The sequence below is a fragment of the Pseudomonas sessilinigenes genome (assembly GCF_003850565.1).
GTDB classification, from domain to species: domain Bacteria; phylum Pseudomonadota; class Gammaproteobacteria; order Pseudomonadales; family Pseudomonadaceae; genus Aquipseudomonas; species Aquipseudomonas sessilinigenes.
The window spans coordinates 1432415-1456372 of record NZ_CP027706.1; the positions used below are offsets into that span (position 1 = coordinate 1432415).

Consider the following 23958-nt stretch of genomic DNA (forward strand, 5'->3'; position numbering starts at 1 on the left):
GGGAGATGAGGTTGCAGTCTAGAGTGGTTTTTTTCATGAATTAACGCGCTAATAGGCAACCTTTGGTTTTCTGGTGGAAACAATCCATGAGCGAGATGGATGACCTCGCGGCTTTTGCCGTATTGGTGGAGGCAGGCAGTTTCACCTTGGCGGCCCAGCGCCTGGGGTGCAGCAAGGGCCAGTTGTCCAAGCGCATCAGCGCCCTGGAGGCGCGGTTCGCAGTGGTGCTGCTGCAACGCACCACCCGCCGCCTGGACCTGACCGCCGCCGGTGCCGCGCTGCTGCCCCAGGCCCAGGCGCTGGTGGCCCAGGTGGAGCGCGCCCACCAGGCCCTGGCCCGGCTCAAGGACGATGTCGCAGGCCCGGTGCGCCTGACGGTGCCGGTGTCCCTGGGGGAAACCTTTTTCGACGGCCTGTTGCTGGAGTTCTCCCGGCAGTATCCCCAGGTGCAGATCGAACTGGACCTGAGCAATGCCTACCGCGACCTGGCCCGGGAGGGCTTCGACCTGGCGGTGCGCTCCGCGGTGGACAATGACCAGCGCCTGGTGGCCCGGCCGCTGCTGGCCTGGCATGAAATGACCTGCGCCAGTCCGGCATACCTGGAGCAATACGGTGAGCCCCGCACACCCATGGAGCTGGCCAACCATCGCTGCCTGCTCAACAGTCACTACAGCGGGCGTGAGGAATGGCTCTACCACCAGCGTCACGAGCTGTTGCGGGTGCGGGTCAACGGGCCGTTCGCCAGCAATCACTACAACCTGCTGAAAAAGGCCGCCCTGGTGGGGGCCGGTATCGCCCGGCTGCCATCCTATGTACTGCATGGCGAGCTGGCCGATGGTCGCCTGCGCTGGCTGCTGCGGGACTACCAGACCCGCAGCATGCCCATGTACCTGGTGCATCCCTACCAGGGGGGATTACCCAGGCGCACCCAGGTCCTGGCCGATTACCTGATGGACTGGTTCCGCCGCAGCGGCGAAGCCCTGGACCGCTTGTAGCCGCCTCGAGCCGATCCGCCGGCCATGGCCACACGAAGCGAGCTTGGCGTAGGGCCTTTGCGCACGACCGCTCAGGCGGGTTCTCCGGACGATCCTGCGGCAGCGGCTACACGAAACGAGTTGGCTGTTGTAGCCGCTGCCGAGCCTGCGAGGCTGCGCCAAGGTCCGCAGGAGCTTCCAGCGCCAGCCCGGCCAAGCTCATTATTCAATCGATCCGGCTACAGGATGCAGAGTCGCTTCAATGTCCAAGTCGGCGACGCAGCAGGTGGTCGACAGACAGCACCCCAGGCCCGCGAGCCATCAGCAACAGCAGAATGGCCATCCAGGTGCCATGGGTCGGGTAGGCGTCCGGGTAGACGAACAGCTGGATCACCAGGGTCATGCCCAGCAACGCCAGGGCAGAAAAGCGCGTGGCCAGGCCGAACAGAATCAACACCGGGAAAAAATGCTCGGCAAAGGCCGCCAGGTGCGCCGCCAGTTCCGGAGCCAGTATCGGCAAGTGGTACTCGCTCTGGAACAAGGGAATGGTCGAGTCCGCCAGGTGCGGCCAACCGAACTCGAACGTCCCGGAAACCAGGTCGATGGCCAGTCCTTCGACCTTGGTCTGCCCGGATTTCCAGAACACCGCGGCGATACTGAAGCGCGCGATGAAGGCCACCAGGCTGTAGGGGATGAGTTCCAGTTTCTGGCAGGCCCGCATCAGCAGGCTGGCGATAGGGGAGTGGGTCCGGGTATTCATGATCGGTCTTCTTCTGCGGTTACAAGTCAATGAGTGCGCCGTGGCCAAGCAGCAGGCCCAGGCAACGGCCCAGGTCGAAGTCGGCTTGGGCGTCCAGGGCCTGGGCGGCGGCGACCGCCAGCGGTTGCCGGGTGCGCAGGCTGTCGGTGAAGGCCAGGCAGCCGGCATCCACGGCCAGTACCTCGACCTCCAGGGCGTTGCGTAGCACCAGGATGTGTTGTTCCCGATGCAGGTAGAACGATGGCCATTGCCGGCCATCCTGGTGCGCGGCCCACAGGCTGGCCACGGCGTAGTTCGATTGCAGACTGCGCAGCGATGGATGCAGGTGCAGGTGCAACCGGCCAAGCTGCTCCGGTCGGCTCATGGCTTCTTGCAGTTGCGCCGCTGCCAATGGCCGGGCATCGGCGGCGTGATAGCTCTCGACCCGCAAGCGTTCCAGGCGGGCGATATCGGCCAGGTAGGGCAAGGAGGCGGCCGGAGCGAAGTCATCGATGAATTCGGCAAACCCCTCGCCGTAATCGTTGAGCCGTGGGGTGCTGGGAGGCTGGCGCTCGATATAGGTTCGGGCCATGGCCCTGAAAAACGCTTGGCCCACCAGTTGCTCCACCACCGGGTAGCTGTCTGCCAGGGCGTTGATCAGCGAGCCCTGCACATTGTTGCGATAGACCGCGAAGCGGCTGGCCGGATCGGCGCCGTTGCTGCTGTACAGGCCCGGCGGGCAGGCCTGCCCGGTGTCCAGCAGGGCCCTGGTGAAATCAGCCTGGCTGCTCATGTGCGCTCCTTGAGCTGGCGCAGCAACGCCTCGGCCTTGCCGGCTTCGGCCTGGAGGGTGGCGAAGGGCGGAATGCGATTGTCCCTTTCGATCAGCGTGGCCATGGGGCCGATACGTTCCAGGACTTGCTGGTACAGGGCCCAGACGGCATCGTCCACCGGGGCGCCGTGGTCGTCGATCAACAGGCGATCTCCCAGCCCATCGCGGTCCTCGGCAAAGCCTGCCAGGTGGATTTCCCCTACGGCATGCAATGGCAGCGCCTGTAGGTAGGCCAGCGGCTCACGCTGGTGATTGACGCAGCAGACATGCAGGTTGTTGATGTCCAGCAAGAGGCCGCAACCGCTGCGGCGGACCACCTCGCTGATGAAGTCCGGCTCATCCAGGGTCGAGCGCTGGAACTGCAGGTAGGTGGCCGGGTTCTCCAGCAACAGCTGGCGACCCAGGCGTTGCTGTACCTGGTCGATGTGTTCGCAGACCCGTTGCAGGGTCGGTTGGTCATAGGCCAGGGGCAACAAGTCGTTGAGAAACACCGGGCCATGGCTGGACCAGGCCAGGTGCTCCGAAAAGGACTGGGGCTGGTAGCGCTCGATCAAGGCCGCCAGGCGCGCCAGGTGCTGGTTGTCCAGCGGGCCTTCGCCACCGATGGACAGGCCGACACCATGCAGCGACAGCGGGTAGTGCTCGCGAATCAGGCCCAGGTAGTGATGGAAGGGGCCGCCGTCCACCATGTAGTTCTCGGCATGGACCTCGAAGAAACCGATGTCGGGCCGTTGGCCGAGCACTTGCTTGAAGTGCTCGGTCTTGAGCCCCAGGCCAGCACGAGGCGGCAGGCTTGGCGCCAAGGCCCGAGTGTCGTTGTGGCGGTGCGGGTTCAGGGGCATGTTCATGATCGACACTCAGGCCGCGGCATCAGGACTTGGCCTTGAAGGCCGCGAGTTGGCCGAAGCCGGTGGGGGAGGTGCTGCTGGCGGTTTTCTCGCAGGTGCCCTTGGGCACCAGTTTCCAGGCGTTGGCCTGATGGTCGGTCTTCGAGGTGCCCGCGCAGGTGGTTCCAGCACCTGCCGCACAATCGTTCTTGCCCTTCATGGCGACGCCGAAGCACTTCTCCATGTCGCCCTCGGCATGGGCCGTGACCGGCAGGGCGGCGATGCTCAGGGCAGAGCCCAGCGCCAGGACCAGGGCAGTGGCGGACAGGGTACGAGGATGGCTCATGTTGTTTCTCCAGGTTTGGGTTTGGACAAGGAAGCATTTGTGCTCGCTTGTCCTACTAGAGATGGCACCTGGCGATTCGTTACAGCCCCTGGCGATTTTTTATTGGCCCTGAAAAAAAACGGCCCCGAAGGGCCGTTTCTGGTTCCGCTGGCGCTTAGCCGCCGAGATAGGCGTCGCGTACCTTGGGATCGGTCAGCAAGGCTTCGCCGGTGCCTTGCATCACCACCCGGCCGTTTTCCAGGACATAGGCGCGATCGGCGATCTTCAGCGCCTGGTTGGCGTTCTGCTCCACCAGGAACACCGTCACGCCGTCACGGCGCAGTTGTTCGATGATGTCGAAGATCTGCTGGATGATGATCGGCGCCAGGCCCAGGGACGGTTCGTCCAAGAGCAACAGCTTGGGCTTGCTCATCAACGCCCGGCCGATGGCGAGCATTTGCTGCTCGCCGCCGGACATGGTGCCGCCACGCTGGGTGAAGCGCTCCTTGAGCCGTGGGAACAGGTGCAGGACCTTGTCCATCTGCTCCTGGAAGTCGCCCTTGTCGGTGAAGAAACCGCCCATGGCCAGGTTTTCCTCTACCGTCAGGCGGGCGAATACCCGGCGTCCTTCGGGCACCACGGCAATGCTCTTGCGCATGATGTGCGCCGAGCTTTGCCCTACCAATTCCTCGCCCAGGTAGCGGATGCTGCCGCTGTGGGCCTGGGGCGAACCACAGAGGGTCATCAGTAGGGTGGACTTGCCGGCGCCGTTGGCTCCGATCAGGGTGACGATCTCGCCCTGGCGGATCTCGACGTTGACGCTGTGCAACGCCTGGATCTTGCCGTAGTAGGTGGAAACGTTCTCGAACTGCAGCATTTACGCTTCCCCCAGGTAGGCTTTGATCACTTCGGGATTGTCGCGGATCTGCTCCGGCGTACCGTCGGCCAGTGGCGTGCCCTGGTTGATCACGACGATATGGTCGGAAATGCTCATGACCAGCTTCATGTCGTGCTCGATCAGCAGCACGGTGACGTTGTGCTCCTCGCGCAGCATGCTGATCAGGGCCTTGAGGTCCTCGGTCTCCTTGGGGTTGAGGCCGGCGGCCGGCTCGTCGAGCATGAGGATTCGCGGGCGAGTCATCATGCAGCGGGCGATTTCCAGGCGCCGTTGCTGACCATAGGCCAGGGTCCCGGCAGGGCGGTTGGCGAACTCGCGCAGGTTGACCTTGTCCAGCCAGTAGCCGGCGTACTCCATGGCCTCGCGCTCGCTCTTGCGAAACGCCGGGGTCTTGAACAGGCCGGACAGGAAGTTGGTGTTCAGGTGGCGATGCTGGGCGATCAAGAGGTTCTCGACCGCGGTCATGTCCTTGAACAACCGCACGTTCTGGAAGGTCCGTACCACTCCCTTGCGGGCGATCTTGTGGCCGGGCAAGCCCTGGATCGGCTCGCCGTCCAGCAGGATGCTGCCGGCGCTGGGCTGGTAGAAGCCGGTGAGGCAGTTGAACACGGTGGTCTTGCCGGCGCCGTTCGGGCCGATCAGCGCCACCACTTGTTTTTCCTTGACGGTCAGGGCCACGCCGTTAACCGCCAGCAGGCCGCCAAAACGCATGGACAGGCCGGTTACTTTGAGGATCTCGCGGCTCATTTTCGCAGCTCCATGTGAGGGCGTTGCATGGGCAGCAGACCTTGGGGACGCCAGATCATCATCAGCACCATCATGGCGCCGAACATCAACATCCGGTATTCGCTGAATTCACGCATCAGTTCAGGCAGGAGGATCATCACGATCGCCGCGAGGATCACCCCCAGTTGCGAGCCCATGCCACCGAGCACCACGATGGCGAGGATGATCGCCGACTCGATGAAGGTGAAGGACTCCGGGGTCACCAGGCCCTGGCGAGCAGCGAAGAAGCTGCCGGCGAAACCGGCGAAGCAGGCACCCAGGGTGAACGCCGAGAGCTTGATCACGGTGGGGTTCAGGCCCAGGGCGCGGCAGGCGATCTCGTCTTCACGCAGGGCTTCCCAGGCACGCCCGATCGGCATGCGCAGCAGGCGGTTGATCACGAACAGCGCCAACAAGGCCAGCAGCAGTGCCACCAGGTACAGGAAGATCACCTTGTTGATCGAGTTGTATTCCAGGCCGAAGAACTCATGGAAGGTCTGCAGGCCTTCTGCAGCCTTGCGCTCGAAGGTCAGGCCGAAGAAGGTCGGCTTCTCGATGTTGCTGATGCCGTTGGGGCCACCGGTGAGGTCGGTCATGTTGCGCAGCAGCAGGCGGATGATTTCACCGAAGCCCAGGGTCACGATCGCCAGGTAGTCACCGCGCAGGCGCAGCACCGGGAAGCCCAGCAGGAAGCCGAAGGTGGCCGCCATCAGGCCAGCGATCGGCAGGCAGATCCAGAAGCTCAGGCCGAAGTAGTGCGACAGCAGCGCGTAGCTGTAGGCGCCAACGGCATAGAACCCCACATAGCCCAGGTCCAGCAGGCCGGCCAGGCCTACGACGATGTTCAGGCCCAGGCCGAGCATCACGTAGATCAGGATCAGCGTGGCAATGTCCACCGCTCCCCGGGAGCCGAAGAACGGCCAGACCAGGGCGCCGACGATCAGGGCCAGGATGAGCCAGCGCTGGGTGCTCGGCAGGGTCAGGAAGTTGCTGGCCTTGGCCGGGATCAGCGGCATTTTCGGCGAGGACTTCCACATGGCGCTGACCTGGGTATGGAACAGCACCCGCAGGAACATCAGCACCGAACACACCGCAATGGTGGTGAGGATGGCCGGGCTGGTGCCGTGGACTTCCAGGTTGATGCCGACGATGCTCAGTTTCAGGCCCAGGATCGGATACGCCACGGCCCATACCAAGAGTGCGCTGAAGAGCGCTTGCTTAATATTCCTAGTCATACTTTCTCAACCTCCGGACGGCCCAGAATGCCGGTCGGCCGGAACAACAGCACCAGAACCAACAGGCCGAACGCCACGACATCCTTGTACTGGTCGCCGAACACGTCGGCACCAAAGGCTTCGGCCACCCCCAGCACCAGCCCGCCGAGCATCGCGCCCGGGATACTGCCGATGCCGCCCAAGACCGCCGCCGTGAAGGCCTTCAGGCCCACCAGGAAGCCGGCGTTGGGGTTGATCACGCCATACTGCATGCTCAGCAGCACGGCGGCGATGGCCGCCAGCGCAGCACCGATCACGAAGGTCAGGGCGATGATGTTGTTGGTATTGATCCCCAGCAGGTTGGCCATCCGGATGTCCTCGGCGCAGGCACGGCAGGCGCGGCCCAGGCGAGAGCGGGAGATGAACAGGGTCAGGCCGAGCATGGCGATGAGGGTCACCACGAACACCACGATCTGCATGTAGGAGATCAGCACTTCTTGTGCGCCACCCGGCCCGATGGAAAAGCTGCCCGGGATCAGGTTGGGAATGGACTTGTCCTTGGAGTCCTGTGCCAGCAGAACGGTGTTCTGCAGGAAGATCGACATACCGATGGCGGAGATCAGCGGGATCAGGCGGTTACTGCCACGCAAGGGGCGGTAGGCGATCCGTTCGATACTGTAGCCATAGGCACTGGTGACGACGATGCTCGCGATGAAGGCTGCGGTCATCAGGAGTGGGACGCTGTCGAGTCCCATCATGGCCAGCCCCGCGATGGCGATGAACGCCACATAGGAACCGATCATGTAGACCTCGCCGTGGGCGAAGTTGATCATTCCAATGATGCCGTAGACCATCGTATAGCCGATGGCGATCAGGGCATACGTGCTGCCAACGGTCAGGCCGTTAACCAGCTGTTGGAAGAAGTGATAGATGTCAGGCATTACAACGCTCCTAAAAACCTGATACGCATTTCACTGGTGGAGTCATTTTCCCGCCCAGGCCCCGTGGGTCTGCACCCACTTCGGGCTGGACTTTGCCAGCGAACCGCTGATGACGGTTTTGAGATTTTCAGGTGGACAGGCTTCCGGATCACGGGAGCACGGCCCATAGATTCGTAAAACAAAGCCCACGGCAAGCCGTGGGCTCTATCGGCAGTCAGCCAGGCGCAGCCTTACTGGGGCGAGACTTGGGTCTTGGGCTTACCGAAGTGCCACTCGTAGACCACGAACTTGAAGTCCTTCAGGTCGCCCTTGGAGTCGAAGCTCAGGTCGCCAGTCGGGGTCTTGAAGGTACCGGCGTGGATGGCTTCAGCCACCTTGGCCGCGTCTTCGCTCTTGGCGTTGGTGATGGCGCCGGCGATGACTTCAACTGCGGAGTAGGAAGGGAATACGAAAGGACCGCTCGGGTCTTCTTTCTTGGCTTTGAAGGCGTCAGCCAGGGCGACGTTGGCCGGGTCCTGGTCGAAGGATTTCGGCAGGGTGACCAGCAAGCCCTCGGAGGACTCCTTGGCGATCTGCGAGATGGAGTCGTTGCCCACGCCCTCCGGACCCATGAACTTGGCGTTCAGGCCTTTTTCCTGGGCTTGGCGCAGGATCAGGCCCAGCTCTGGGTGGTAGCCGCCGTAGTAGACGAAATCGACGTTGGCTTGCTTGAGCTTGGCAATCAGGGAGGAGAAGTCCTTGTCGCCGGCATTGATGCCTTCGAACACCGCAACCTTGGTGCCTTTTTTCTCCAGGGTCTGCTTCACGGCGGTGGCGATGCCTTCACCGTACTGCTGCTTGTCGTGGAGCACGGCGACGATCTTGGGCTTCACGTGGTCGGCGATGTAGTTGCCGGCGGCCGGGCCCTGGGCGCTGTCCAGGCCGATGGTGCGGAACACCATCTTGTAGCCACGGGAGGTGATGTCCGGGCTGGTGGCGGCGGGGGTGATCATGACCACGCCTTCATCTTCATAGATGTCGGAGGCTGGTTGAGTGGAGCTGGAGCAGAGGTGGCCGACGACAAACTTGACGCCGTCGTTGACTACCTTGTTGGCGACTGCGACGGCTTGTTTTGGATCGCAGGCGTCGTCGTATTCGACGGCTTCGAGTTTCTTGCCGTTGACGCCGCCCTTGGCGTTGATCTGTTCAATGGCCATCTTGGCACCACTGAACTGCATGTCTCCGTACTGTGCTACAGGGCCGGTTTTGGGGCCGGCGATACCGATCTTGATGGTGTCAGCTGCGAACGAATGGCCGGCAACACCTGCCAGGACCATAGCGGCAAACAGTTTGGAAATCTGCTTAGTAGCCTTATTCATAGTGCTCCACTCTTACTGTTGTAATTTTTATAGTTCCGGCGGCCTTGAGTCGCAGAACCGAGTCAGATATCGCGATATCCCTCGGAAATGTCCCTGGCAACTGTACCGGTACAGTGTAGTGCGCCGGTCGTTCGCTTGAAAAGCTGGCTGCTGGGGGCAAAAACGCGGAATGTCGCTTGCTTGAAAGAAAAAGACAGATTTGCGGCGTGGCTTTCGCAACGAATCGGCGTCAATCCCTGGCGCTTCTGAGCTTCTCGATCTTTGACGCTTTTGCTTCTGGGTTTTTCTGCCAGGGCACCGACGTTATGATTGCGCCGATTTCTTTTCTGGACAGTCCCATGACTCAAGAACCTAGCACCCTCTATGCCAAGCTGCTTGGTGAGACCGCATCGATCAGTTGGAAGGAACTGGAACCGTTCTTCGCCAAGGGTGCCCTATTGTGGGTCGATGCCGACCTGGATCTGATCGAAGCCGCCCAGGCGGTGGCCGAGAATCAGGCGGAAAAAGTGGCGGCCTGGTTGGCCGAAGGGAAGGTTGAAAAGCTGTCTGCGACGCGGGCATCCGATCTATTGGAGCGTGATCCGACGCTGTGGGCGGTGGTGGTATCGCCCTGGATCCTGACCCAGGAACGAGCGTCGAGCTGAGGCTGTGCGCCGATCTGGTGCGTGCTTTTGTCGGACAAAAGTGTGTAGCCGAGTAACCGTGAATCCAGTGATGGCATCTTGCCGTAGAGAAACGCCCCACCCGTTATTCGGCCAGGGTGACGTTCACGGAATGGGAACAGTTTCAAGCCCAGCCGACGGGCTGCTCAATTGTTGTGCAACCTGAACATGCCAGCCGGCCTTGAGCGATTCATTCGCTGGCTCGCCGGCTCGTGCGTCACCGAGGCTGCTGCCTCGGTTCGTAGTGGAGCCGGCGGGCTGGCGAGGCCTCAATAGGCGGTCTTGCCGGTGTGGCTATTCAGGGAGATGACCCGGGTCTTGCCGATGCGATGACGGTAGATTTCCCGCAGGTACTTGATGGCCTTCTTCACGCAATCCCGGGATAGGCGGATGTCATTGATCGAGACGAACTTGTCCTTGTCGTTGATCAGTTCGCGGTACTTCTTCTCGTACATCGGCTTGATCGCATACCAGTTGGTATCCAGGATCTTCGCCGGGTTCTCGAACTCGTTGAGCAAGTCGTCGATACGGTCTTCTTCGAAGTGGTCGCTGGTGATGAAATCCAGGACGGAATTGTCCAGGGTGTCGTCGAAGCGGTACGGATTGCGTGCGAAGCAGCGCTTGATGAAGGCCACGATCAGGGTCAGGAAGTCATCCGACAGGCAGGGGCTCTTGGCGATCAGGGTGGTCAGCGACAAGTTGGCCGAGGCGCCGATCACCAACGCGTAGCGCTTGAGCGTGGTGTTGGGGAACAGGCTGTTGAGGTGGGTCTTGAGCCGGTTCAGGTCCATGTAGGACAGCTTGTAGTCCTTGGGCAGCGAGACGATGGACACCACCGACGAGCAGTTCTTGAAGAAGTGCAGGTCGTGCAGCGCCGCGGCGTCGAAGCCCGAGGCCTTGTATTGCTCCAGTGCCGCGCGATAGCGCTTGGACTCTATGGGCAGCAGGCTGATGCCCTCGATGGCCTGGGTCTGCTTGTTGAAGTGCGGCAGGTCGATGGAGCGGAAGAACAGGTCGTCGATGTTCAGGCGCTGCGGCTCTTTCTCGAACACCTTGAACTTGTCGCCAGTGGGCACCGGTTGCTCGGGCACCACGGACTCGGCATAGGCGATCGCCACCGGGCCGGCCAGGCTCATGAACAGGTCGTTGGCATCCAGGCGGATGGTCTCGCCGATATCGATACCGGCGCGGCGGAAGTAGTTCTGGTCGTAGTCGGTGGTCACCGCCTGGGCGGTGAGGATGTTGAAGATCTGCTGGGAGATGTACTGGTTGGCGTGCTTCTCCATGGCGTTGACGTCGATGTTCTGGATGTTGCCGTCATCGCTTTCTTCGGCGTAGCGCATGATGTCGTTGGAGATCAGCATCATCGCGTTCCATGGGCGGATCCGCCCCATCACGCTGGCTTCGCTGCTGTCTTCGTTATCAAAGTTGTAGGAGAAGTCCCACTCCTCGGACAGGTACTTGCACAACAGGCGGCCGGCGTTGATGTGCAGGGCCTCGGACATCTCGCTGCGATGGTCGGAGATGTTCGGCAGCACGCAGATGCCGCTGGTGAAGATCGGCTCGAAGACGAAGGAGTGCCCGCTCTTGCTGTCGTGCTCGTCCATCGGCTTGGTGTCGAAGGTCTTGTTCATGTACGAGTACTGCTGGGCCAGGCCGAACTCCGAGGCCATGCCCGAACCCGTACCGCCACCGGCGCTGAAGATCGAGAAATACAGGCGCGACTGGTTGGCCTTGATCCCGCAGGAATCGATCAGGTACGAGTGGATCATCTTCCAGTCGGGGCTGGAGAAACGCTGGGTGTCCTTGTTGAGGATGATCTTGGCCAGGTACTGGCCGAGGATCGGTGCGTTACCGGCACCGCCAGCATGGACCTCGGAGAGGTCCATGATCTTCATCTTGCTGTAGTCGCGGATGAAGCCGCTCTTTTCACCCTTGCGGGAAAAACGGATACGGCCGGCGATGTCCTTGTCCAGGTCGCCGAGCATCACCAGCGGTTCGACCAGGAACACCGGCTTGCTGGCCTTGTTCTGTCCCAGGCGCAGGTTCTGGCGGATCCACTGGCCGGGGCTGTAGCTGCCCTCGTAGGCCTTGTCCTCATTGTTGAATTCGTTGAGGTAGAACTTGCGGGCGTTGTACACCAGCTCCGCGACGTCCAGGGCGATATTGGAGCCGCAGCGGCCCAGACCGATCAGGCAGACCGAAGGGAACTCCTGGTCGCGGCGGTTTTCCTGCTCGTCCTCCAGGTGCGCCGGGCGCGGGAAAACGGTGTCGCGCAGGCCGTCGAGGTTGTCGAGGATGCGGTCGGTATTGGTTTCGGTGAAGTACAGGTATTGCTGGGGCGACTGAGGGCGTGAACTGGACAATGGCTTCGTATCTGAGTGGCTTGGAAGGGGAGAGGTCAGCGTCATCTCGGAAACTGCGTTGGCAGGATTATTCTTAGAAGTCATTGTGCGCCATATGCCTGGTCAGGTTGGCTCGGGGACAAGGTGTCGTCGAACCATCACGGAATGGGACCTCGTCGCTGGGTGGAGCGCGAATTTTGCCCAAGGCGCCAAAGGTTTTCTGAAAGACGCTCGGGGGAATCCTTTCCTGAATCATCATGGATCGGCCAGTATTCAATGATCTTTAATCCAATGAGGGCAATATGATGTCAGCGTTACCTTCGCTCGGTTTTGCCGGAATTGGCCTGATGGGCCTGCCAATGTGCCGGCGCCTGCTGGCTGCGGGCTATTCGCTGACGGTGTGGAACCGCGATCCGCGAAAGTGCGCACCGCTGGTGGCCGCCGGGGCGCGACAAGTTGCCGCGCCGTCGCAGCTCTGCGAGCAGGCCGACCTGGTGCTGTTGTGCCTGGCCAATACCGAGGTGGTACGCGAGGTGGTCTTTGGCGCCGCCGGCATCGCCGAGGGCGCCAGACCTGGCCAACTGTTGCTGGACCTGTCGAGCCTGGAGCCGGCCGCTACCCGGGAAATGGCCGCCACGCTGGCCCGCGATACCGGCATGGGCTGGGTCGACGCTCCGGTGTCCGGGGGGACCCAGGGGGCGGAGGCCGGGAGCCTGGCGATCATGGTCGGTGGCGAGCCGGCAGACGTCGAGCGAGTGCGTCCGGTGCTGCTGGCCATGGGGCAGCGGGTGACACACATGGGGGCCGTGGGGGCGGGTCAGGTGACCAAGGCCTGCAACCAGATGATCGTTGCCTGCAACGCCCTGGTGATTGCTGAGGTCGTGGCCTTGGCCGAGCGATCCGGGGTCGACGCACGCTTGTTGGCCGAGGCCCTGGCAGGAGGGTTCGCCGACTCCAGGCCTTTGCAGATCCTGGCGCCGCAAATGGCCGAAAGCCGTTTCGAACCCGTGAAGTGGCATGTGCGCACCCTGCTCAAGGACCTGGACGGCGCGGTGAAGCTGTCCCGGGAGCAGGGCGCCGCGACGCCGATCAGCGGGTTAGCTGCGCAGTTGATGCGCTTGCATGGTGGGCAAGGCTATCTGGAAAAAGATCCAGCGACTCTGGTTCGGCTATTCCGAGACCCGTCAGCGGGTTGACACCACCGGCATGGCGCTGGTCGAGCTCCTCCAGCACGGCATGCAATTCCTGCAGCGTGACCGGGCGACTGAGCAGGTAGCCCTGCAGGTAGTCGCAGCCGTAGTGCTCGAGGAACTGTTGCTGCTCCAGGGTCTCGACCCCTTCGGTGACCACCTGCAAATGCAGGGTATGGGCCATGACGATGATCGCCTGGACGATTTCCATGTCCTGGGTCGACTTGGGAATGTCCTGGATGAACGAGCGGTCGATCTTCAAGGTATTGAGTGGCAGGCGCTTGAGGTAGGCCAGGGATGAATAGCCGGTGCCGAAGTCGTCGATCGACAACGACACGCCCAGGCCGCGAATCTGCTTGAGCAATGCCAGGGTGCTGGAGATGTTGCCCATCAAGGCGTTCTCCGTGACCTCCAGCTCCAGGCGTTGCGGCGCTACCTGGGCGTTGTGCAGGGCGCTTTCGATTTCTCCTGCCAGTTCCTCGCGAGTCAGGTTCAGGGCCGAGCAATTGACTGCGATCTTCAACTCGCCACGGCCGTGGCGCGAGAGGTAGGCCAGGTCCTGGCAGGCCTTGCGCAGCACCCAGTTATCCAGCTCGGCGATCATGCCGTTGGCCTCGGCGATGCTGATGAAGCGATCCGGGCTCAGCAGGCCGTGCTGCGGATGTTGCCAGCGCACCAGGGCTTCGAGCTTGGTGACCCTGGCGCCCTTGAGATCGTAGATCGGCTGGTAGTACAGCTGCAGCCCCTGGTTGTCACGCAGGGCGTTACGCAGTTCCTCCTCCAGTTGCAGCTCCAGGGTGGCCCTGGTCTTGAGGCTGGAACTGAAGAAGTGCAGGTTGTTGCGACCTGCATCCTTGGATTGGTAAAGGGCCAGGTCGGCGTTCTTCAGCAGTTCCTCGCACGTCTTGCCGTCGTCGGGAAAGATACTGATGCCGATGCTGGTGGTCATCACCATGCGCCGGCCGCCCAGCTCGATCGGCTCCTTCATCTTTTGCATGATGCGATGGGCCATGTTCCGTGCCTCTTCGCGGTCATACAGGTTGATGAGGATGCAGAACTCATCGCCCCCCAGGCGCGCTACCACGTCCTCGTGATTGCGGGTGGAGTTCTTGATATGCCCGGCAATCACCTTGAGCAGTTCGTCCCCAGCATCGTGGCCGAGACTGTCGTTGATACGCTTGAAGTGGTCGATATCGAGGAACATCACCGCCAGCATGCCGCCGAAGGTGGACTTTTCCATGAGTTTTTCAGCGAACAGCTGGTTGAATCCGCGTCGGTTGATCAGGTTGGTCAGGGCGTCGTAGTGGGCCACGTGTTGCAGCGACACCCGGGCCTGGTCCAGTTGCGAGAGCAGGGTATTGACCCGGCGCAGGTCGCGTTCCTTGTGCTGCAGCTTCTTGTCCGCAAGGGCTGCGCTGATACCGCTGCCAATGATCAGCAGAATGATCACGCACAGGGTCAGCCCCAGTTGCAGGTGGCCGTTGGGCACTATCGGGCCGGGCGGGTTGCCGGCTGGCAGGACGAGGGTCATGGACCACATGCCGGTGAAGTGCATGAGTACGATGGCGCCACCCAGTACCAGGCTGCTGGCGTACTTGAGCAATTGATGGAACATTCCACTGCCGTCACGCAAATAGCGTGAAAGCAGCAGGGCGGCGAGGCTGCAGGCGATAGCCACCAGCAGCGACAACACCATGAGCGAAGGTTCGTAGTACTGGCTGGCGACCGAGCGGATGGCCGCCATGCCCACGTAGTGCATGGCGCTGATGCCCAGGCCGATCCACAACGAGGCCAGCGCATAGCGCCATAGCGGCAACTGGGCGTGGCTCAGGGTATCCATCGCCATCCAGGCCGCGACCAGGGCGATGAACAGTGACAACAGGGTCAGGGGCAGGTCGTAGCTGATCTCGAAGGGGGCCTCGAATGCCAGCATGGCGATGAAGTGCATGGCCCAGATACCGCCAGCCAGGCAGCAGGCGCCGACCCAGCGCCACAGGCGTTGGCTGGTGGCGTGTTCGACATGGCTGACGCGCTCGGCCATGTCGAGCGTGGCGAAGCTGGCGGCGCAGGCCACCAGGTAAGCCAGGAGTACCAGCACCGGATTGTGGCTGCAATGGAGAACCACCTGCCCGCTGTCCGGAAGCTCGGTAATGAAATGCAAACCCAGCCAATCCATAGCGTGCCCATTATTGAGTCATCTGGCATTGGCGGACTCGTGCGCCAATAAGTGCTTGGAGTATAGAAGGCACCCGGTGGCTGCAATGGGCGGTGGCACTTTGGTTCTAATGATTTGCTTATTGAACCTATCGCCAATAGTGCTAAGCGCTTTCCTCGTACCAGGGCTCGTCGTTTGCCGGTTCCAGCGGGGCGAGGCCGAAGGCGGCGCGGGCTGCATCGCAATCGCCGTTGTGCTGGCCGTCGACCCAGGAGGCCTCGAATTCCCGGCACGGACTGGCGCGCTGGGCGTATATCGAGCAGCTCACGCCTTTGCCGACCTCCCCTTCAAGGGCGATGCAGCGTGGCGACTTGCAGTCGGTGCCCAGCATCGCCACCCGGCTGGGGCTGATGCTCTGGACCAGTTCGTCGGGGACCGTTCCGCCCGAGGAGGCGCATTCGCCCCAGAAAAAAGACACACGAAAGTATGAACAGCAGGCACCGCAATTCAGACACGGACTGGCTTCGGACATAGGCGTATTCAACGGAGGAAGGTGTGGATGAGGGGGCAGGCAAGGCGGCTATTCTAGGCTTCGCATCGGCCTTGGGAAGGGGGGGCGCAAGGTATTTTTTTGACCTCTGCCAAGCCCTTGAAAAGACTAGCAAAGCCCCGGGATGCGGGGGCTGTGGCGACGTTCGAGAGCCTGGCGCAGGCGCCTCTGCGAGAGCCTGGCGGGATGCCCGGGTATCAGGCTGGCGAATGATCACAGACAGGCGCGGCGCGGCTGACTAGATTGCAGTGTCCAGGCTCGTGCCTGGTCCAATAACAATAAAAGAGGTCGACCCATGGATAACTCGACTCAAGCGGCAAATGCCTGGCGCATCCTGTTCCTGTTGTTCCTGGCCAACCTGTTCAATTTCTTCGATCGCACCATCCCCGCGATCATCATCGAACCGATCCGCATGGAATGGCACTTGAGCGATTTCCAGCTGGGGATCATCGGCACCGCCTTCACCATCGTCTACGCCATCGCCGGCCTGCCCCTGGGGCGGATGGCCGATACCGGCTCGCGCAGCAAACTGATGGGGTGGGGGCTGGCGGTCTGGAGTGGGCTGACTGCGGTCAATGGCATGGTCGGCAGCTTCTGGAGCTTCCTGCTGGTGCGCATGGGCGTCGGCATCGGTGAGGCCAGCTACGCTCCGGCGGCCAACTCGCTGATCGGCGATTTGTTCCCGGCCCACCGTCGGGCCCGGGCCATGGGCATCTTCATGCTTGGCCTGCCCCTGGGCCTGTTGCTGGCCTTCTTCACCATCGGCGCCATGGTCAAGGCATTCGATAGCTGGCGCGCGCCGTTCTTCATCGCCGCAGTACCGGGCCTGCTGCTGGCGGTGTTCATGTTCTTCATCAAGGAGCCCAAGCGTGGGGCAGCGGAAGCGACCAAGGTGTCCCAGGAGCGAATCGAGCGGCCGATCCGCCGGGTACTGGCGATCCCGACCTTTCTCTGGCTGACCTTGGCGGGCCTGACCTTCAACTTCGCTACCTATGCCTGCAACTCGTTCCTGGTGCCGATGCTGCAGCGCTACTTCCTGATGCCCTTGCAGGAGGCGGCGGTGGCTACGGGGCTGATCGTCGGGGTAACCGGCCTGGTCGGCCTGACCCTGGGGGGATGGGGGGCCGACAAGATTCACCAGCGCGTCGCCAACGGCCGGTTGTTGTTCGCCGCCGCCAGCCTGCTGATTTCTACCCTGTGCACGGCCTGGGCCCTGCATGCGGGAAGGATCGAGATTGGCGTGTTCGTGGCGGTGTTCAGTATCGGTTGGTTGTTTGCCTACAACTTCTATACCTGCGTCTACACCGCGATCCAGGATGTGGTGGAGCCCCGTTTGCGGGCCACCGCCATGGCGCTGTTCTTCGCCGGTCTGTACCTGCTGGGGGGCGGCCTGGGGCCGGTGGTGGTGGGGGCGCTGTCCGATCACTTCGCCCATTCGGCGATGTATGCCGCCGAGGCGGGGCAGATGACCGAAGCGTTCAAGGCCATCGGCCTGCACGACGCCATGTACCTGATCCCGGTGGCGCTGCTGTTGACCTTGGTGTTCCTGCTCATGGCTTCACGCAGCTTCGTGCGTGATGCCCAGCGCATGCGCGAGGGGCTGGCGCCGGGCGAACCGGTTGGAGCGCCAGCGACCGCCTGATCGCTCCTACGGACGACGATAAAAAAGGCCCGCATGAGCGGGCCTTTTTCATGGCGGCGCAACCGGTGGTCAGCCGGCCACCAGGACCCGGATCGCTTCCAGGCGCAGGGCGGCTTTTTCGAGCATGGCCAGGCCTTGCTCGCGCTGCTTGCGCAAGGCGACCAGTTCACTGTCGCGGACGGTAGGGTTGACCGCCTGCAACGCGGTCAGGCGCGCCAGTTCTTCATCGGTATCGGCGGCCAGGCGACGCTGGGCCTCGGCCACGCGCTCGGCGTGACGGGGGGCGACCTTGGCCTCGCCGGCGTTGATTTTCGGCGCCAGCTGGTCGCGCTGGGCCTGGATGAACTTGTTGGCGCTGGCCTTGGGCACGCTTTCCAATTGGTCGTTCAGGGTTTCGAAGGCCACCCGTGGCGACAGGTCGTTGCCATTGGCGTCCAGCAGGCAGCGCAGGGCGGCCGGCGGCAGGTAGCGGCCCAGTTGCAGCGAGCGCGGAGCCACTACTTCGCTGACGTAGAGCAATTCCAGCAGCACGGTACCGGGCTTGAGCGCCTTGTTCTTGATCAGCGCCACGGCGGTGTTGCCCATGGACCCGGACAGCACCAGGTCCATGCCGCCCTGCACCATCGGGTGTTCCCAGGTGATGAACTGCATGTCCTCGCGGGACAGGGCCTGGCCGCGGTCGTAGGTGATGGTCACGCCTTCGTCGTCGCCCAGGGGGAAGCTGGCGTCGAGCATCTTCTCGCTGGGCTTGAGGATCAGGGCGTTTTCCGAATGGTCCTCGCTGTCGATGCCGAACGCGTCGAACAGGGTCTCCATGTAGATCGGCAGGGCGAACTGGTCGTCCTGCTCGAGGATCGCTTCCACCAGGGACTCGCCTTCGCCGGCACCACCGGAGTTCAGCTCCAGCAGGCGGTCGCGACCTGCGTGCAGCTCCGATTCCAGGCTCTCGCGTTCACCACGGGCTTCGTCGATCAGGGCTTGCCACTGGCCGTCGTCGGCGTTTTCCAGCAATGGCAGCAGGCGTGGGCCGAACTGGTGCTGCAGGGCATTGCCGGTCGGGCAGGTATTGAGGAAGGCGTTCAGCGCCTCGTGGTACCACTGGAACAGGCGCTCTTGCGGGCTGGTCTCCAGGTACGGCACATGCAGCTCGATCACGTGCTTCTGGCCGATCCGGTCCAGGCGGCCGATCCGCTGTTCCAGCAGGTCCGGGTGCGAGGGCAGGTCGAACATCACCAGGTGATGGGCGAACTGGAAGTTGCGGCCTTCACTGCCGATTTCCGAACAGATCAGCACCTGGGCGCCGAACTCTTCGTCGGCGAAGTAGGCGGCGGCGCGGTCGCGCTCGAGGATGTTCATGCCTTCGTGGAAGACCGTGGCCGGGATGCCGGACCGTACGCGCAGCGCGTCCTCCAGGTCCATGGCGGTCTCGGCGTGGGCGCAGATCACCAGGACCTTGGTGCGCTTGAGCATCTTCAGTTGGTCGATCAGCCACTCGACCCGAGGGTCGAACTTCCACCAGCGCTGTTCGTCGTCGCCGGCATCGGGCTGGGCCTGGAAGCTGACTTCCGGGTACAGCTCGGCGTGTTCGCCCAGGGGCAGTTCCAGGTATTCGTCCGGGCACGGCAGCGGATAGGCGTGCAGCTTGCGCTCCGGGAAGCCCTGGACCGCGGCGCGGGTATTACGGAACAGCACGCGGCCGGTGCCGTGGCGGTCCAGCAGTTCGCGTACCAGGCGTGCGCTGGCTTCGCTGTCGCCATCATTGACGGCGGCCAGCAGGGCTTCACCTTCGTTGCCGAGGAAGCCCTGGATGGTCTTGTGCGCTTCGGGAGACAGGCGGCCCTGGTCCAGCAGTTCTTGCACGGCCTCGGCCACCGGCCGATAGTTCTCGCTCTCGGCGCGGAAAGCCGCCAGATCGTGGAAACGGTTCGGGTCCAGCAGGCGTAGGCGGGCGAAGTGGCTATCCTGGCCCAGTTGTTCCGGGGTCGCAGTCAGCAGCAGCACCCCAGGGATGGTCTCGGCCAGTTGCTCGACCAGGGCGTATTCCGGGCTGGCTTGTTCTTCGTGCCAGACCAGGTGGTGGGCTTCGTCCACCACCATCAGGTCCCAGCCGGCGGCGAACAGCGCGTCCTGGGCCTTTTCGTCGTCCACCAGCCATTCCAGCGCCACCAGGGCCAACTGGGTGTCTTCGAACGGGTTGCTGGCATCGCTTTCGATGAAGCGTTCTTCGTCGAACAGTGCGACCTGCAGGTTGAAGCGCCGGCGCATTTCCACCAGCCACTGGTGCTGCAGGTTCTCCGGAACCAGGATCAGCACCCGGCTGGCACGGCCCGACAGCAGCTGGCGATGGATCACCAGGCCGGCCTCGATGGTCTTGCCCAGGCCCACTTCGTCCGCCAGCAGGACCCGTGGCGCGATACGGTCGGCGACTTCACGGGCGATATGCAACTGGTGGGCAATGGGTTGGGCACGCACGCCGCCCAGGCCCCAGAGTGGCGATTGCAGCTGGCGGCTGGTGTGTTCCAGGGTGTGGTAGCGCAGCGAGAACCAGGCCAGCGGGTCGATCTGCCCGGCGAACAGGCGATCGCTGGCCAGGCGGAACTGGATGAAGTTCGACAGCTGGGTTTCCGGCAGGGTGACCGGTTCGTTCTGCCCATTGAGGCCGTGGTAGACCAGCAGGCCGTCGACGTCCTCGACTTCCTGGACGGTCATTTTCCAGCCTTCGAAGTGGGTGATGCTGTCACCCGGCGAGAACCTCACGCGAGTGAGGGGCGCATTCCGTAGCGCATACTGGCGAGTGTCGCCAGTGGCCGGATAGAGCACGGTCAGCAAGCGGCCGTCCTGTGCCAGAACGGTGCCTAGACCTAGCTCGGCTTCGCTGTCACTGATCCAGCGTTGCCCCGGTTGATACTGCTGCGCCATGCTGCCTGACTCCCGCTTTGAAAAAGCCGACTATCTTAACGGAACGTAGCTTGCAGTCCAAAGAACTCTGATTAAAACCCTTGGAGAAAAAGTAGCGTAAGCGGCGTATTCGTCGGGGCGCAGGGCACTATTGGCTGACGACTGGGTCACACTTTTGCGACCGATGGCTCAAGTCGCCCATGCCGCGGCCGACAGCCTGCCGACAGGAGACCAATAACATGTTGCCACCGATGCTCCCCTTGAGCGCCGTGCCCGTCACCTCCCAGCAGGATCCGATCCGCCAGCGACCGGATATCCCGCCTGTGGTGCCGGTGCAGGAGAGCTCCAACGAAAGCACGATCGACCTGCAAAAGCGCGATGCCGAGCAGTCGGCCCTGCTTTTGCGCGAGGAGCAGCAACGCCAGCAGGAGCGGCAACGTCGCCAGCGTGAAGAGCACGAGGATCCGGAGCAGCATCTGGCGGTGCCCGGCGACGAATTGAATGCCGACAACACGGTGCCGGTGGTGCCATTGATCGAAGATGCCCCGCGTCAGGGGTTGTGGGTCGACGTCGAGGTCTGACTCCCGGGGCCGCAAGCGGCCCGTTCCCGAAGCGCTTGCAGCAGGCGCTCGATTTCTTCCTCGCCGGTCAAGTGGCTCAGGGCGATCCGCGCAATGCTGGTCAGGCCGCGGGCCTGCATGTCCAGCGGGGTGTAGGCCACGCCGTTGGCTCCGATATTGATGCCCTGGCGCGCCAGCTGTGCCTTGAGGGCAAAACTGTCCCAACCTGCCAGCGTGAAGGCGATCAACCCCGATTGCTGCCCGGGTGTGCCCAGGTCCTGGCGTTGCAGGCCGGGGATGCGGTCCAGGGCCGGGCGCAGCCGGTCGCTGAGGTCTCGGATGCGCTGGTGGATGGCCGCGATGCCGATCGCGTTGAGTTCCTGCAGGGCATTGGCCAGTCCGGCCAGCAGTACTTGTGACATCTCGCTGGTTTCAAAGCGCCTGGCATCGCCACGCAGGCTGAAGCCTTGCCCATTCCAGGGGGCCGACAGCACATCCCGGGGCTGGGGTTGCAAGCGTTCGAGGAAGCCAGGCCTGATATAGAGCAGTGCAGTGCCCCGTGGGCCGCGCAGGTACTTGCGTCCAGCGCCCTTGAGCACGTCGCAGCCCAGGGCCTGGACATCGCAGGGTATCTGCCCCAGGGCCTGCCCGGCATCGATGAAGTAGGGAATGCGCCAGCGGCGCGCCACCTGGCCAATGGCAGCCGCCGGATTGATCAGGCCGCCATTGGCCGGAAGCCAGGTGAGGGCGATCAGCCGGACTCGGGCATCGAGCATGGACTCCAATGCCGACACCGATACCGCGCCATGGCTGTCGCAGGGAATCACCTCCAGTTGGGCGCCGGCCGCCACGGCACTGGCCATGCAGGCCAGGTTGCCGCCCCATTCATGTCGTCCCACGAGGATTCGATCGCCGGGTTGCCAGCGGGGCAGGGCGCTGAAGGCCATGCCCCAGGCAGCCGAGCCACTGCTGGTCAAGGCGATGGCGGTAGTTGAAGTATTGAGCAGGCGGGCTGCGGCCTGGCGGGCTTGTTCCGACCAGTCTGTAGCCGTTGCGGCCTCCATCGGCCCTGCATGGGCCTCGTGTTGCAGTTGCCCAAGCATGGCATCCAGGGTGCCCTGGCTGGGTAGCGACGCTCCGGCGTGGTTGAAGTGGCAGACCCGGGCGCAGCCAGGGGTCGCCTGGCGCAAACGAGCGAGGTGCCCCGGGTCCAGATTGTTCATGGCCTGAGCTCGAAGATCGCGTCCACTTCTACGGCAACACCGGCCGGCAAGCTGGCCACTCCAACGGCGGTACGGGCATGCCGCCCTTTCTCCCCGAGGGCGTTGACCAGCAGGTTGGAGGCGCCATTGGCCACGGTGCTGTGGTCCTGGAAGTCGCCGCTGGCGGCAATGAAGACGCCCAGCCGGTCGATGCGTTGCAGTTGTGCCAAGTCATCGTCCAGGGCCGCCCCCAGTTGGGCCAGCAAGCCCAGTGCGGCCAGCTCGGCAGCCTCGGCGCCCTGTTCCGGCGAGAGGCTTTCGCCAAGCCGCCCGAGCAGGGCCGGGCGGCCCTGTTGCAGGGGAATCTGCCCGGAAATGAACAGCAGGTTCTGGCTGCGCACCTGGTTGACGTAGTTGGCGGCGGGCTGGCTGGGTTCAGGCAGTTCCAGGCCCAGTTGTCGTATGCGCTGCTTGAGTGAGTCGTGCATGGTCGGTCCTCGAGTGGAAGGCTGGCAGCTTCGGCCTTCGCTCCAGGAGCGACAAACGGATAGATCTAATCCGACGTATCTATATTTCTCATGGGTGCCTGTCCCGATAACCATTGGGCGAAACACTGCGCCGCCGGATTCAGCCGATCTTCGGCGCTGACCAGCCAGTAGCCGATCTGGCTTTCCAGGGCGGGCAGGTCGAACGCATCTACCAGGCTGCCCTGGGCCAGGTGGCGCTGGATCAGTTGGCGGCGCCCCATGGCGATGCCCTGGCCGGCTACCGCAGCTTCCACCACGATGTTGTAGTCGTGCAGCATCACCTGCGGGTGCGGGGCGAGGTTGACGCCGTACCTGGCGCTCCAGTCGTCCCATTCAAAGGGCTGGTGGGAGCGGGACATCAACAGCGGTGCCTGAGCCAGGGTGGTGGCCTTGAGTTCAGGGCTGCAGACGGGAGACAACTGCTCGGCGAGAAAACGTGTGGCATGGACCTTCGGCCAGGGGCCCTTGCCGTAGCGAATGGCCAGGTCGACTTCGGCGCCGGCGACGTTCGCCAGTTCGATGGCCGGCTGCAGTTCCAGCTGGATCTCTGGATGGCGTCGGCTGAAGTCCGTCAGTCGCGGTGCCAGCCACAAGGTGGCAAAGGAGGCCAGCAGGCCCACGCGCAGGACCTGCCGGGTGCTGGGGGCGAGCAGCTCCTGGGTTGCCAGGGCGATTTGCTCCAGGGCTGGACGGATCTGTTGGTAATAGGCGGCTCCCACGGCAGTCAGGTCGATGGCCCGGGTGCGGCGGACGAACAGCGATTGACCCAGGTAGTCCTCAAGCTTGTGGACTTGATGGCTGACTGCGCTTTGGCTCACGCACAGTTCGTGGGCGGCCTTGATAAAGCTCAGGTGGCGGGCCACGGCTTCGAAGGCGCGTAGCGCCAACAGTGGCGGCAGGTGCTTGGGCATGTCCACTAAGCGTTTCCTGGGGCGGTTCCGAATGGGCCATTGTGCGGATAAAAAATCCCGGCGGCAGCGATTTTATAGCCCGGTTGCGGGTCTGATGGCTGGTCAGGGGCCGCGTCAAACCGCATTATTGATCCCATTCGCCATTGAACCTCTGTGATACCAGGCAAGCCATGAATCAAGAACCCAAGCTGATCGATCTGAATGCCGAACGCGCCAAGCGCGTACATGACCTCAATGAGAAGCGCCTGAATGAAGTACGCCAGGCTTTCGAACAGGCGATGCCCTTGGGCAAGACCAAGAAAAAGCCAAAAAACAAACCGAAAAAGCGCTGATCAGGGCGTTTTCCGTTGATATAGGTCAGTTATTCCCCCTTCCTCGTTCCCCGTCTTTGGCGTCATTGACGCCGGTCAATTTTCCCCTGCGCCTCTTTGGTTAACTTAGCT

At 62.8% G+C, this 23958-nt stretch carries 22 protein-coding genes; 6 read left to right on the forward strand and 16 right to left on the reverse strand.

What is annotated here, in order from left to right; genetic code table 11:
* Positions 1–86: 86 nt before the first annotated feature.
* Complete coding sequence (locus C4K39_RS06625) at positions 87–995, forward strand: LysR family transcriptional regulator (protein WP_124345920.1); 909 nt, start codon at positions 87–89, stop codon at positions 993–995.
* A 238-nt stretch (positions 996–1233) separates the two neighbouring features.
* On the opposite strand, the gene C4K39_RS06630 is transcribed toward C4K39_RS06625, so the two are convergent.
* The 9 genes from C4K39_RS06630 to C4K39_RS06670 all read right to left on the reverse strand — a co-directional run bounded on the left by C4K39_RS06630 (position 1234) and on the right by C4K39_RS06670 (position 8873).
* Complete coding sequence (locus C4K39_RS06630; RefSeq protein ID WP_124345921.1) at positions 1234–1734, reverse strand: DoxX family protein; 501 nt, start codon at positions 1732–1734, stop codon at positions 1234–1236.
* A 19-nt stretch (positions 1735–1753) separates the two neighbouring features.
* A complete protein-coding gene (locus C4K39_RS06635) occupies positions 1754–2506 on the reverse strand; it encodes an HvfC/BufC N-terminal domain-containing protein (protein WP_124345922.1) in 753 nt (250 codons plus the stop codon).
* Positions 2503–3387 (reverse strand): MNIO family bufferin maturase, encoded by an 885-nt coding sequence (bufB, locus tag C4K39_RS06640; RefSeq protein ID WP_437179377.1) that lies wholly within the window; start codon positions 3385–3387, stop codon positions 2503–2505. The genes C4K39_RS06635 and bufB overlap by 4 nt, the downstream gene beginning before the upstream one ends.
* A 28-nt stretch (positions 3388–3415) precedes the next feature.
* A complete protein-coding gene (locus C4K39_RS06645; RefSeq protein ID WP_022642707.1) occupies positions 3416–3718 on the reverse strand; it encodes a BufA1 family periplasmic bufferin-type metallophore in 303 nt (100 codons plus the stop codon).
* Between the two features lie 154 nt (positions 3719–3872).
* The gene (locus tag C4K39_RS06650; RefSeq protein WP_068581931.1) at positions 3873–4574 is read right to left on the reverse strand and encodes an ABC transporter ATP-binding protein; all 702 of its coding nucleotides are present in this window, start codon (positions 4572–4574) and stop codon (positions 3873–3875) included.
* The gene (gene livG / locus C4K39_RS06655) at positions 4575–5342 is read right to left on the reverse strand and encodes a high-affinity branched-chain amino acid ABC transporter ATP-binding protein LivG (protein ID WP_068581936.1); all 768 of its coding nucleotides are present in this window, start codon (positions 5340–5342) and stop codon (positions 4575–4577) included. It lies immediately after the preceding gene.
* Positions 5339–6595, reverse strand: coding sequence for a high-affinity branched-chain amino acid ABC transporter permease LivM (locus C4K39_RS06660; protein WP_068581938.1), 1257 nt, complete (start codon positions 6593–6595; stop codon positions 5339–5341). The genes livG and C4K39_RS06660 overlap by 4 nt, the downstream gene beginning before the upstream one ends.
* On the reverse strand, positions 6592–7515 hold the full coding sequence (gene livH / locus C4K39_RS06665) for a high-affinity branched-chain amino acid ABC transporter permease LivH (RefSeq protein WP_068581942.1): 924 nt from the start codon (positions 7513–7515) through the stop codon (positions 6592–6594). The genes C4K39_RS06660 and livH overlap by 4 nt, the downstream gene beginning before the upstream one ends.
* Before the next feature lie 230 nt (positions 7516–7745).
* Complete coding sequence (locus tag C4K39_RS06670) at positions 7746–8873, reverse strand: branched-chain amino acid ABC transporter substrate-binding protein (RefSeq protein ID WP_068581943.1); 1128 nt, start codon at positions 8871–8873, stop codon at positions 7746–7748.
* Positions 8874–9211: 338 nt separating this feature from the next.
* On the opposite strand from C4K39_RS06670, the gene C4K39_RS06675 reads away from it, so the two are divergent.
* The gene (locus tag C4K39_RS06675; protein ID WP_068581949.1) at positions 9212–9517 is read left to right on the forward strand and encodes a DUF2288 domain-containing protein; all 306 of its coding nucleotides are present in this window, start codon (positions 9212–9214) and stop codon (positions 9515–9517) included.
* A gap of 287 nt (positions 9518–9804) precedes the next feature.
* Here the strand turns inward: C4K39_RS06675 and C4K39_RS06680 are convergent, their stop codons facing one another.
* Positions 9805–11985, reverse strand: coding sequence for a hypothetical protein (locus C4K39_RS06680; RefSeq protein ID WP_068581955.1), 2181 nt, complete (start codon positions 11983–11985; stop codon positions 9805–9807).
* A gap of 197 nt (positions 11986–12182) precedes the next feature.
* On the opposite strand from C4K39_RS06680, the gene C4K39_RS06685 reads away from it, so the two are divergent.
* Positions 12183–13076 carry an NAD(P)-dependent oxidoreductase gene (locus C4K39_RS06685; protein ID WP_124345924.1) on the forward strand — a complete coding sequence of 298 codons (894 nt, stop codon included), beginning with the start codon at positions 12183–12185 and terminating at the stop codon, positions 13074–13076.
* Here C4K39_RS06685 and C4K39_RS06690 read toward each other — a convergent pair.
* Together C4K39_RS06690 and C4K39_RS06695 are read right to left on the reverse strand one after the other, a co-directional pair.
* Entirely contained in the window at positions 12970–15246 is a 2277-nt protein-coding gene (locus tag C4K39_RS06690) for a putative bifunctional diguanylate cyclase/phosphodiesterase (protein WP_124345925.1), read from the reverse strand. The two genes, C4K39_RS06685 and C4K39_RS06690, sit on opposite strands and share 107 nt — an antisense overlap.
* 142 nt (positions 15247–15388) lie before the next feature.
* Positions 15389–15757 (reverse strand): YkgJ family cysteine cluster protein, encoded by a 369-nt coding sequence (locus tag C4K39_RS06695; RefSeq protein ID WP_068581968.1) that lies wholly within the window; start codon positions 15755–15757, stop codon positions 15389–15391.
* A gap of 313 nt (positions 15758–16070) precedes the next feature.
* Between C4K39_RS06695 and C4K39_RS06700 the strand changes: the two genes are divergently transcribed.
* Entirely contained in the window at positions 16071–17417 is a 1347-nt protein-coding gene (locus tag C4K39_RS06700) for a spinster family MFS transporter (protein ID WP_124345926.1), read from the forward strand.
* 69 nt (positions 17418–17486) lie between these two features.
* Here C4K39_RS06700 and rapA read toward each other — a convergent pair whose 3' ends face one another.
* The gene (gene rapA, locus C4K39_RS06705) at positions 17487–20336 is read right to left on the reverse strand and encodes an RNA polymerase-associated protein RapA (RefSeq protein ID WP_068581971.1); all 2850 of its coding nucleotides are present in this window, start codon (positions 20334–20336) and stop codon (positions 17487–17489) included.
* A 218-nt stretch (positions 20337–20554) separates the two neighbouring features.
* On the opposite strand from rapA, the gene C4K39_RS06710 reads away from it, so the two are divergent.
* The gene (locus C4K39_RS06710; protein ID WP_068581972.1) at positions 20555–20896 is read left to right on the forward strand and encodes an aspartate-semialdehyde dehydrogenase; all 342 of its coding nucleotides are present in this window, start codon (positions 20555–20557) and stop codon (positions 20894–20896) included.
* On the opposite strand, the gene C4K39_RS06715 is transcribed toward C4K39_RS06710, so the two are convergent.
* From C4K39_RS06715 to gcvA, 3 genes are all read right to left on the reverse strand, one after another.
* Entirely contained in the window at positions 20866–22098 is a 1233-nt protein-coding gene (locus C4K39_RS06715; RefSeq protein WP_068581974.1) for an aminotransferase class V-fold PLP-dependent enzyme, read from the reverse strand. The genes C4K39_RS06710 and C4K39_RS06715 overlap by 31 nt on opposite strands.
* Positions 22095–22565: a RidA family protein gene (locus C4K39_RS06720; RefSeq protein WP_124345927.1), complete on the reverse strand. Its 471-nt coding sequence runs from the start codon at positions 22563–22565 to the stop codon at positions 22095–22097. Before C4K39_RS06720 ends, C4K39_RS06715 begins: the two co-directional genes overlap by 4 nt.
* A 65-nt stretch (positions 22566–22630) precedes the next feature.
* The gene (gcvA, locus tag C4K39_RS06725) at positions 22631–23521 is read right to left on the reverse strand and encodes a transcriptional regulator GcvA (protein ID WP_437179367.1); all 891 of its coding nucleotides are present in this window, start codon (positions 23519–23521) and stop codon (positions 22631–22633) included.
* A gap of 164 nt (positions 23522–23685) precedes the next feature.
* Between gcvA and C4K39_RS31480 the strand changes: the two genes are divergently transcribed.
* Positions 23686–23847 (forward strand): hypothetical protein, encoded by a 162-nt coding sequence (locus tag C4K39_RS31480; protein WP_164487266.1) that lies wholly within the window; start codon positions 23686–23688, stop codon positions 23845–23847.
* Positions 23848–23958 lie beyond the last annotated feature (111 nt).

Excerpts from the sequence above, each read along its gene's own strand:
- C4K39_RS06635 (WP_124345922.1), bottom strand. The coding sequence starts at position 2,506 with ATGAGCAGCCAGGCTGATTTCACCAGGGCCCTGCTGGACACCGGGCAG.
- bufB (WP_437179377.1), bottom strand. The coding sequence starts at position 3,387 with ATGCCCCTGAACCCGCACCGCCACAACGACACTCGGGCCTTGGCGCCA.
- C4K39_RS06695 (WP_068581968.1), bottom strand. The coding sequence starts at position 15,757 with ATGTCCGAAGCCAGTCCGTGTCTGAATTGCGGTGCCTGCTGTTCATAC.
- C4K39_RS06700 (WP_124345926.1), top strand. The coding sequence starts at position 16,071 with ATGGATAACTCGACTCAAGCGGCAAATGCCTGGCGCATCCTGTTCCTG.
- C4K39_RS06715 (WP_068581974.1), bottom strand. The coding sequence starts at position 22,098 with ATGAACAATCTGGACCCGGGGCACCTCGCTCGTTTGCGCCAGGCGACC.
- C4K39_RS06680 (WP_068581955.1), bottom strand. The coding sequence starts at position 11,985 with ATGACTTCTAAGAATAATCCTGCCAACGCAGTTTCCGAGATGACGCTG.
- C4K39_RS06660 (WP_068581938.1), bottom strand. The coding sequence starts at position 6,595 with ATGACTAGGAATATTAAGCAAGCGCTCTTCAGCGCACTCTTGGTATGG.
- C4K39_RS31480 (WP_164487266.1), top strand. The coding sequence starts at position 23,686 with ATGAATCAAGAACCCAAGCTGATCGATCTGAATGCCGAACGCGCCAAG.
- C4K39_RS06685 (WP_124345924.1), top strand. The coding sequence starts at position 12,183 with ATGATGTCAGCGTTACCTTCGCTCGGTTTTGCCGGAATTGGCCTGATG.
- C4K39_RS06645 (WP_022642707.1), bottom strand. The coding sequence starts at position 3,718 with ATGAGCCATCCTCGTACCCTGTCCGCCACTGCCCTGGTCCTGGCGCTG.
- livH (WP_068581942.1), bottom strand. The coding sequence starts at position 7,515 with ATGCCTGACATCTATCACTTCTTCCAACAGCTGGTTAACGGCCTGACC.
- C4K39_RS06650 (WP_068581931.1), bottom strand. The coding sequence starts at position 4,574 with ATGCTGCAGTTCGAGAACGTTTCCACCTACTACGGCAAGATCCAGGCG.
- C4K39_RS06670 (WP_068581943.1), bottom strand. The coding sequence starts at position 8,873 with ATGAATAAGGCTACTAAGCAGATTTCCAAACTGTTTGCCGCTATGGTC.
- C4K39_RS06720 (WP_124345927.1), bottom strand. The coding sequence starts at position 22,565 with ATGCACGACTCACTCAAGCAGCGCATACGACAACTGGGCCTGGAACTG.
- livG (WP_068581936.1), bottom strand. The coding sequence starts at position 5,342 with ATGAGCCGCGAGATCCTCAAAGTAACCGGCCTGTCCATGCGTTTTGGC.
- rapA (WP_068581971.1), bottom strand. The coding sequence starts at position 20,336 with ATGGCGCAGCAGTATCAACCGGGGCAACGCTGGATCAGTGACAGCGAA.
- C4K39_RS06625 (WP_124345920.1), top strand. The coding sequence starts at position 87 with ATGAGCGAGATGGATGACCTCGCGGCTTTTGCCGTATTGGTGGAGGCA.
- C4K39_RS06630 (WP_124345921.1), bottom strand. The coding sequence starts at position 1,734 with ATGAATACCCGGACCCACTCCCCTATCGCCAGCCTGCTGATGCGGGCC.
- C4K39_RS06690 (WP_124345925.1), bottom strand. The coding sequence starts at position 15,246 with ATGGATTGGCTGGGTTTGCATTTCATTACCGAGCTTCCGGACAGCGGG.
- C4K39_RS06710 (WP_068581972.1), top strand. The coding sequence starts at position 20,555 with ATGTTGCCACCGATGCTCCCCTTGAGCGCCGTGCCCGTCACCTCCCAG.
- C4K39_RS06675 (WP_068581949.1), top strand. The coding sequence starts at position 9,212 with ATGACTCAAGAACCTAGCACCCTCTATGCCAAGCTGCTTGGTGAGACC.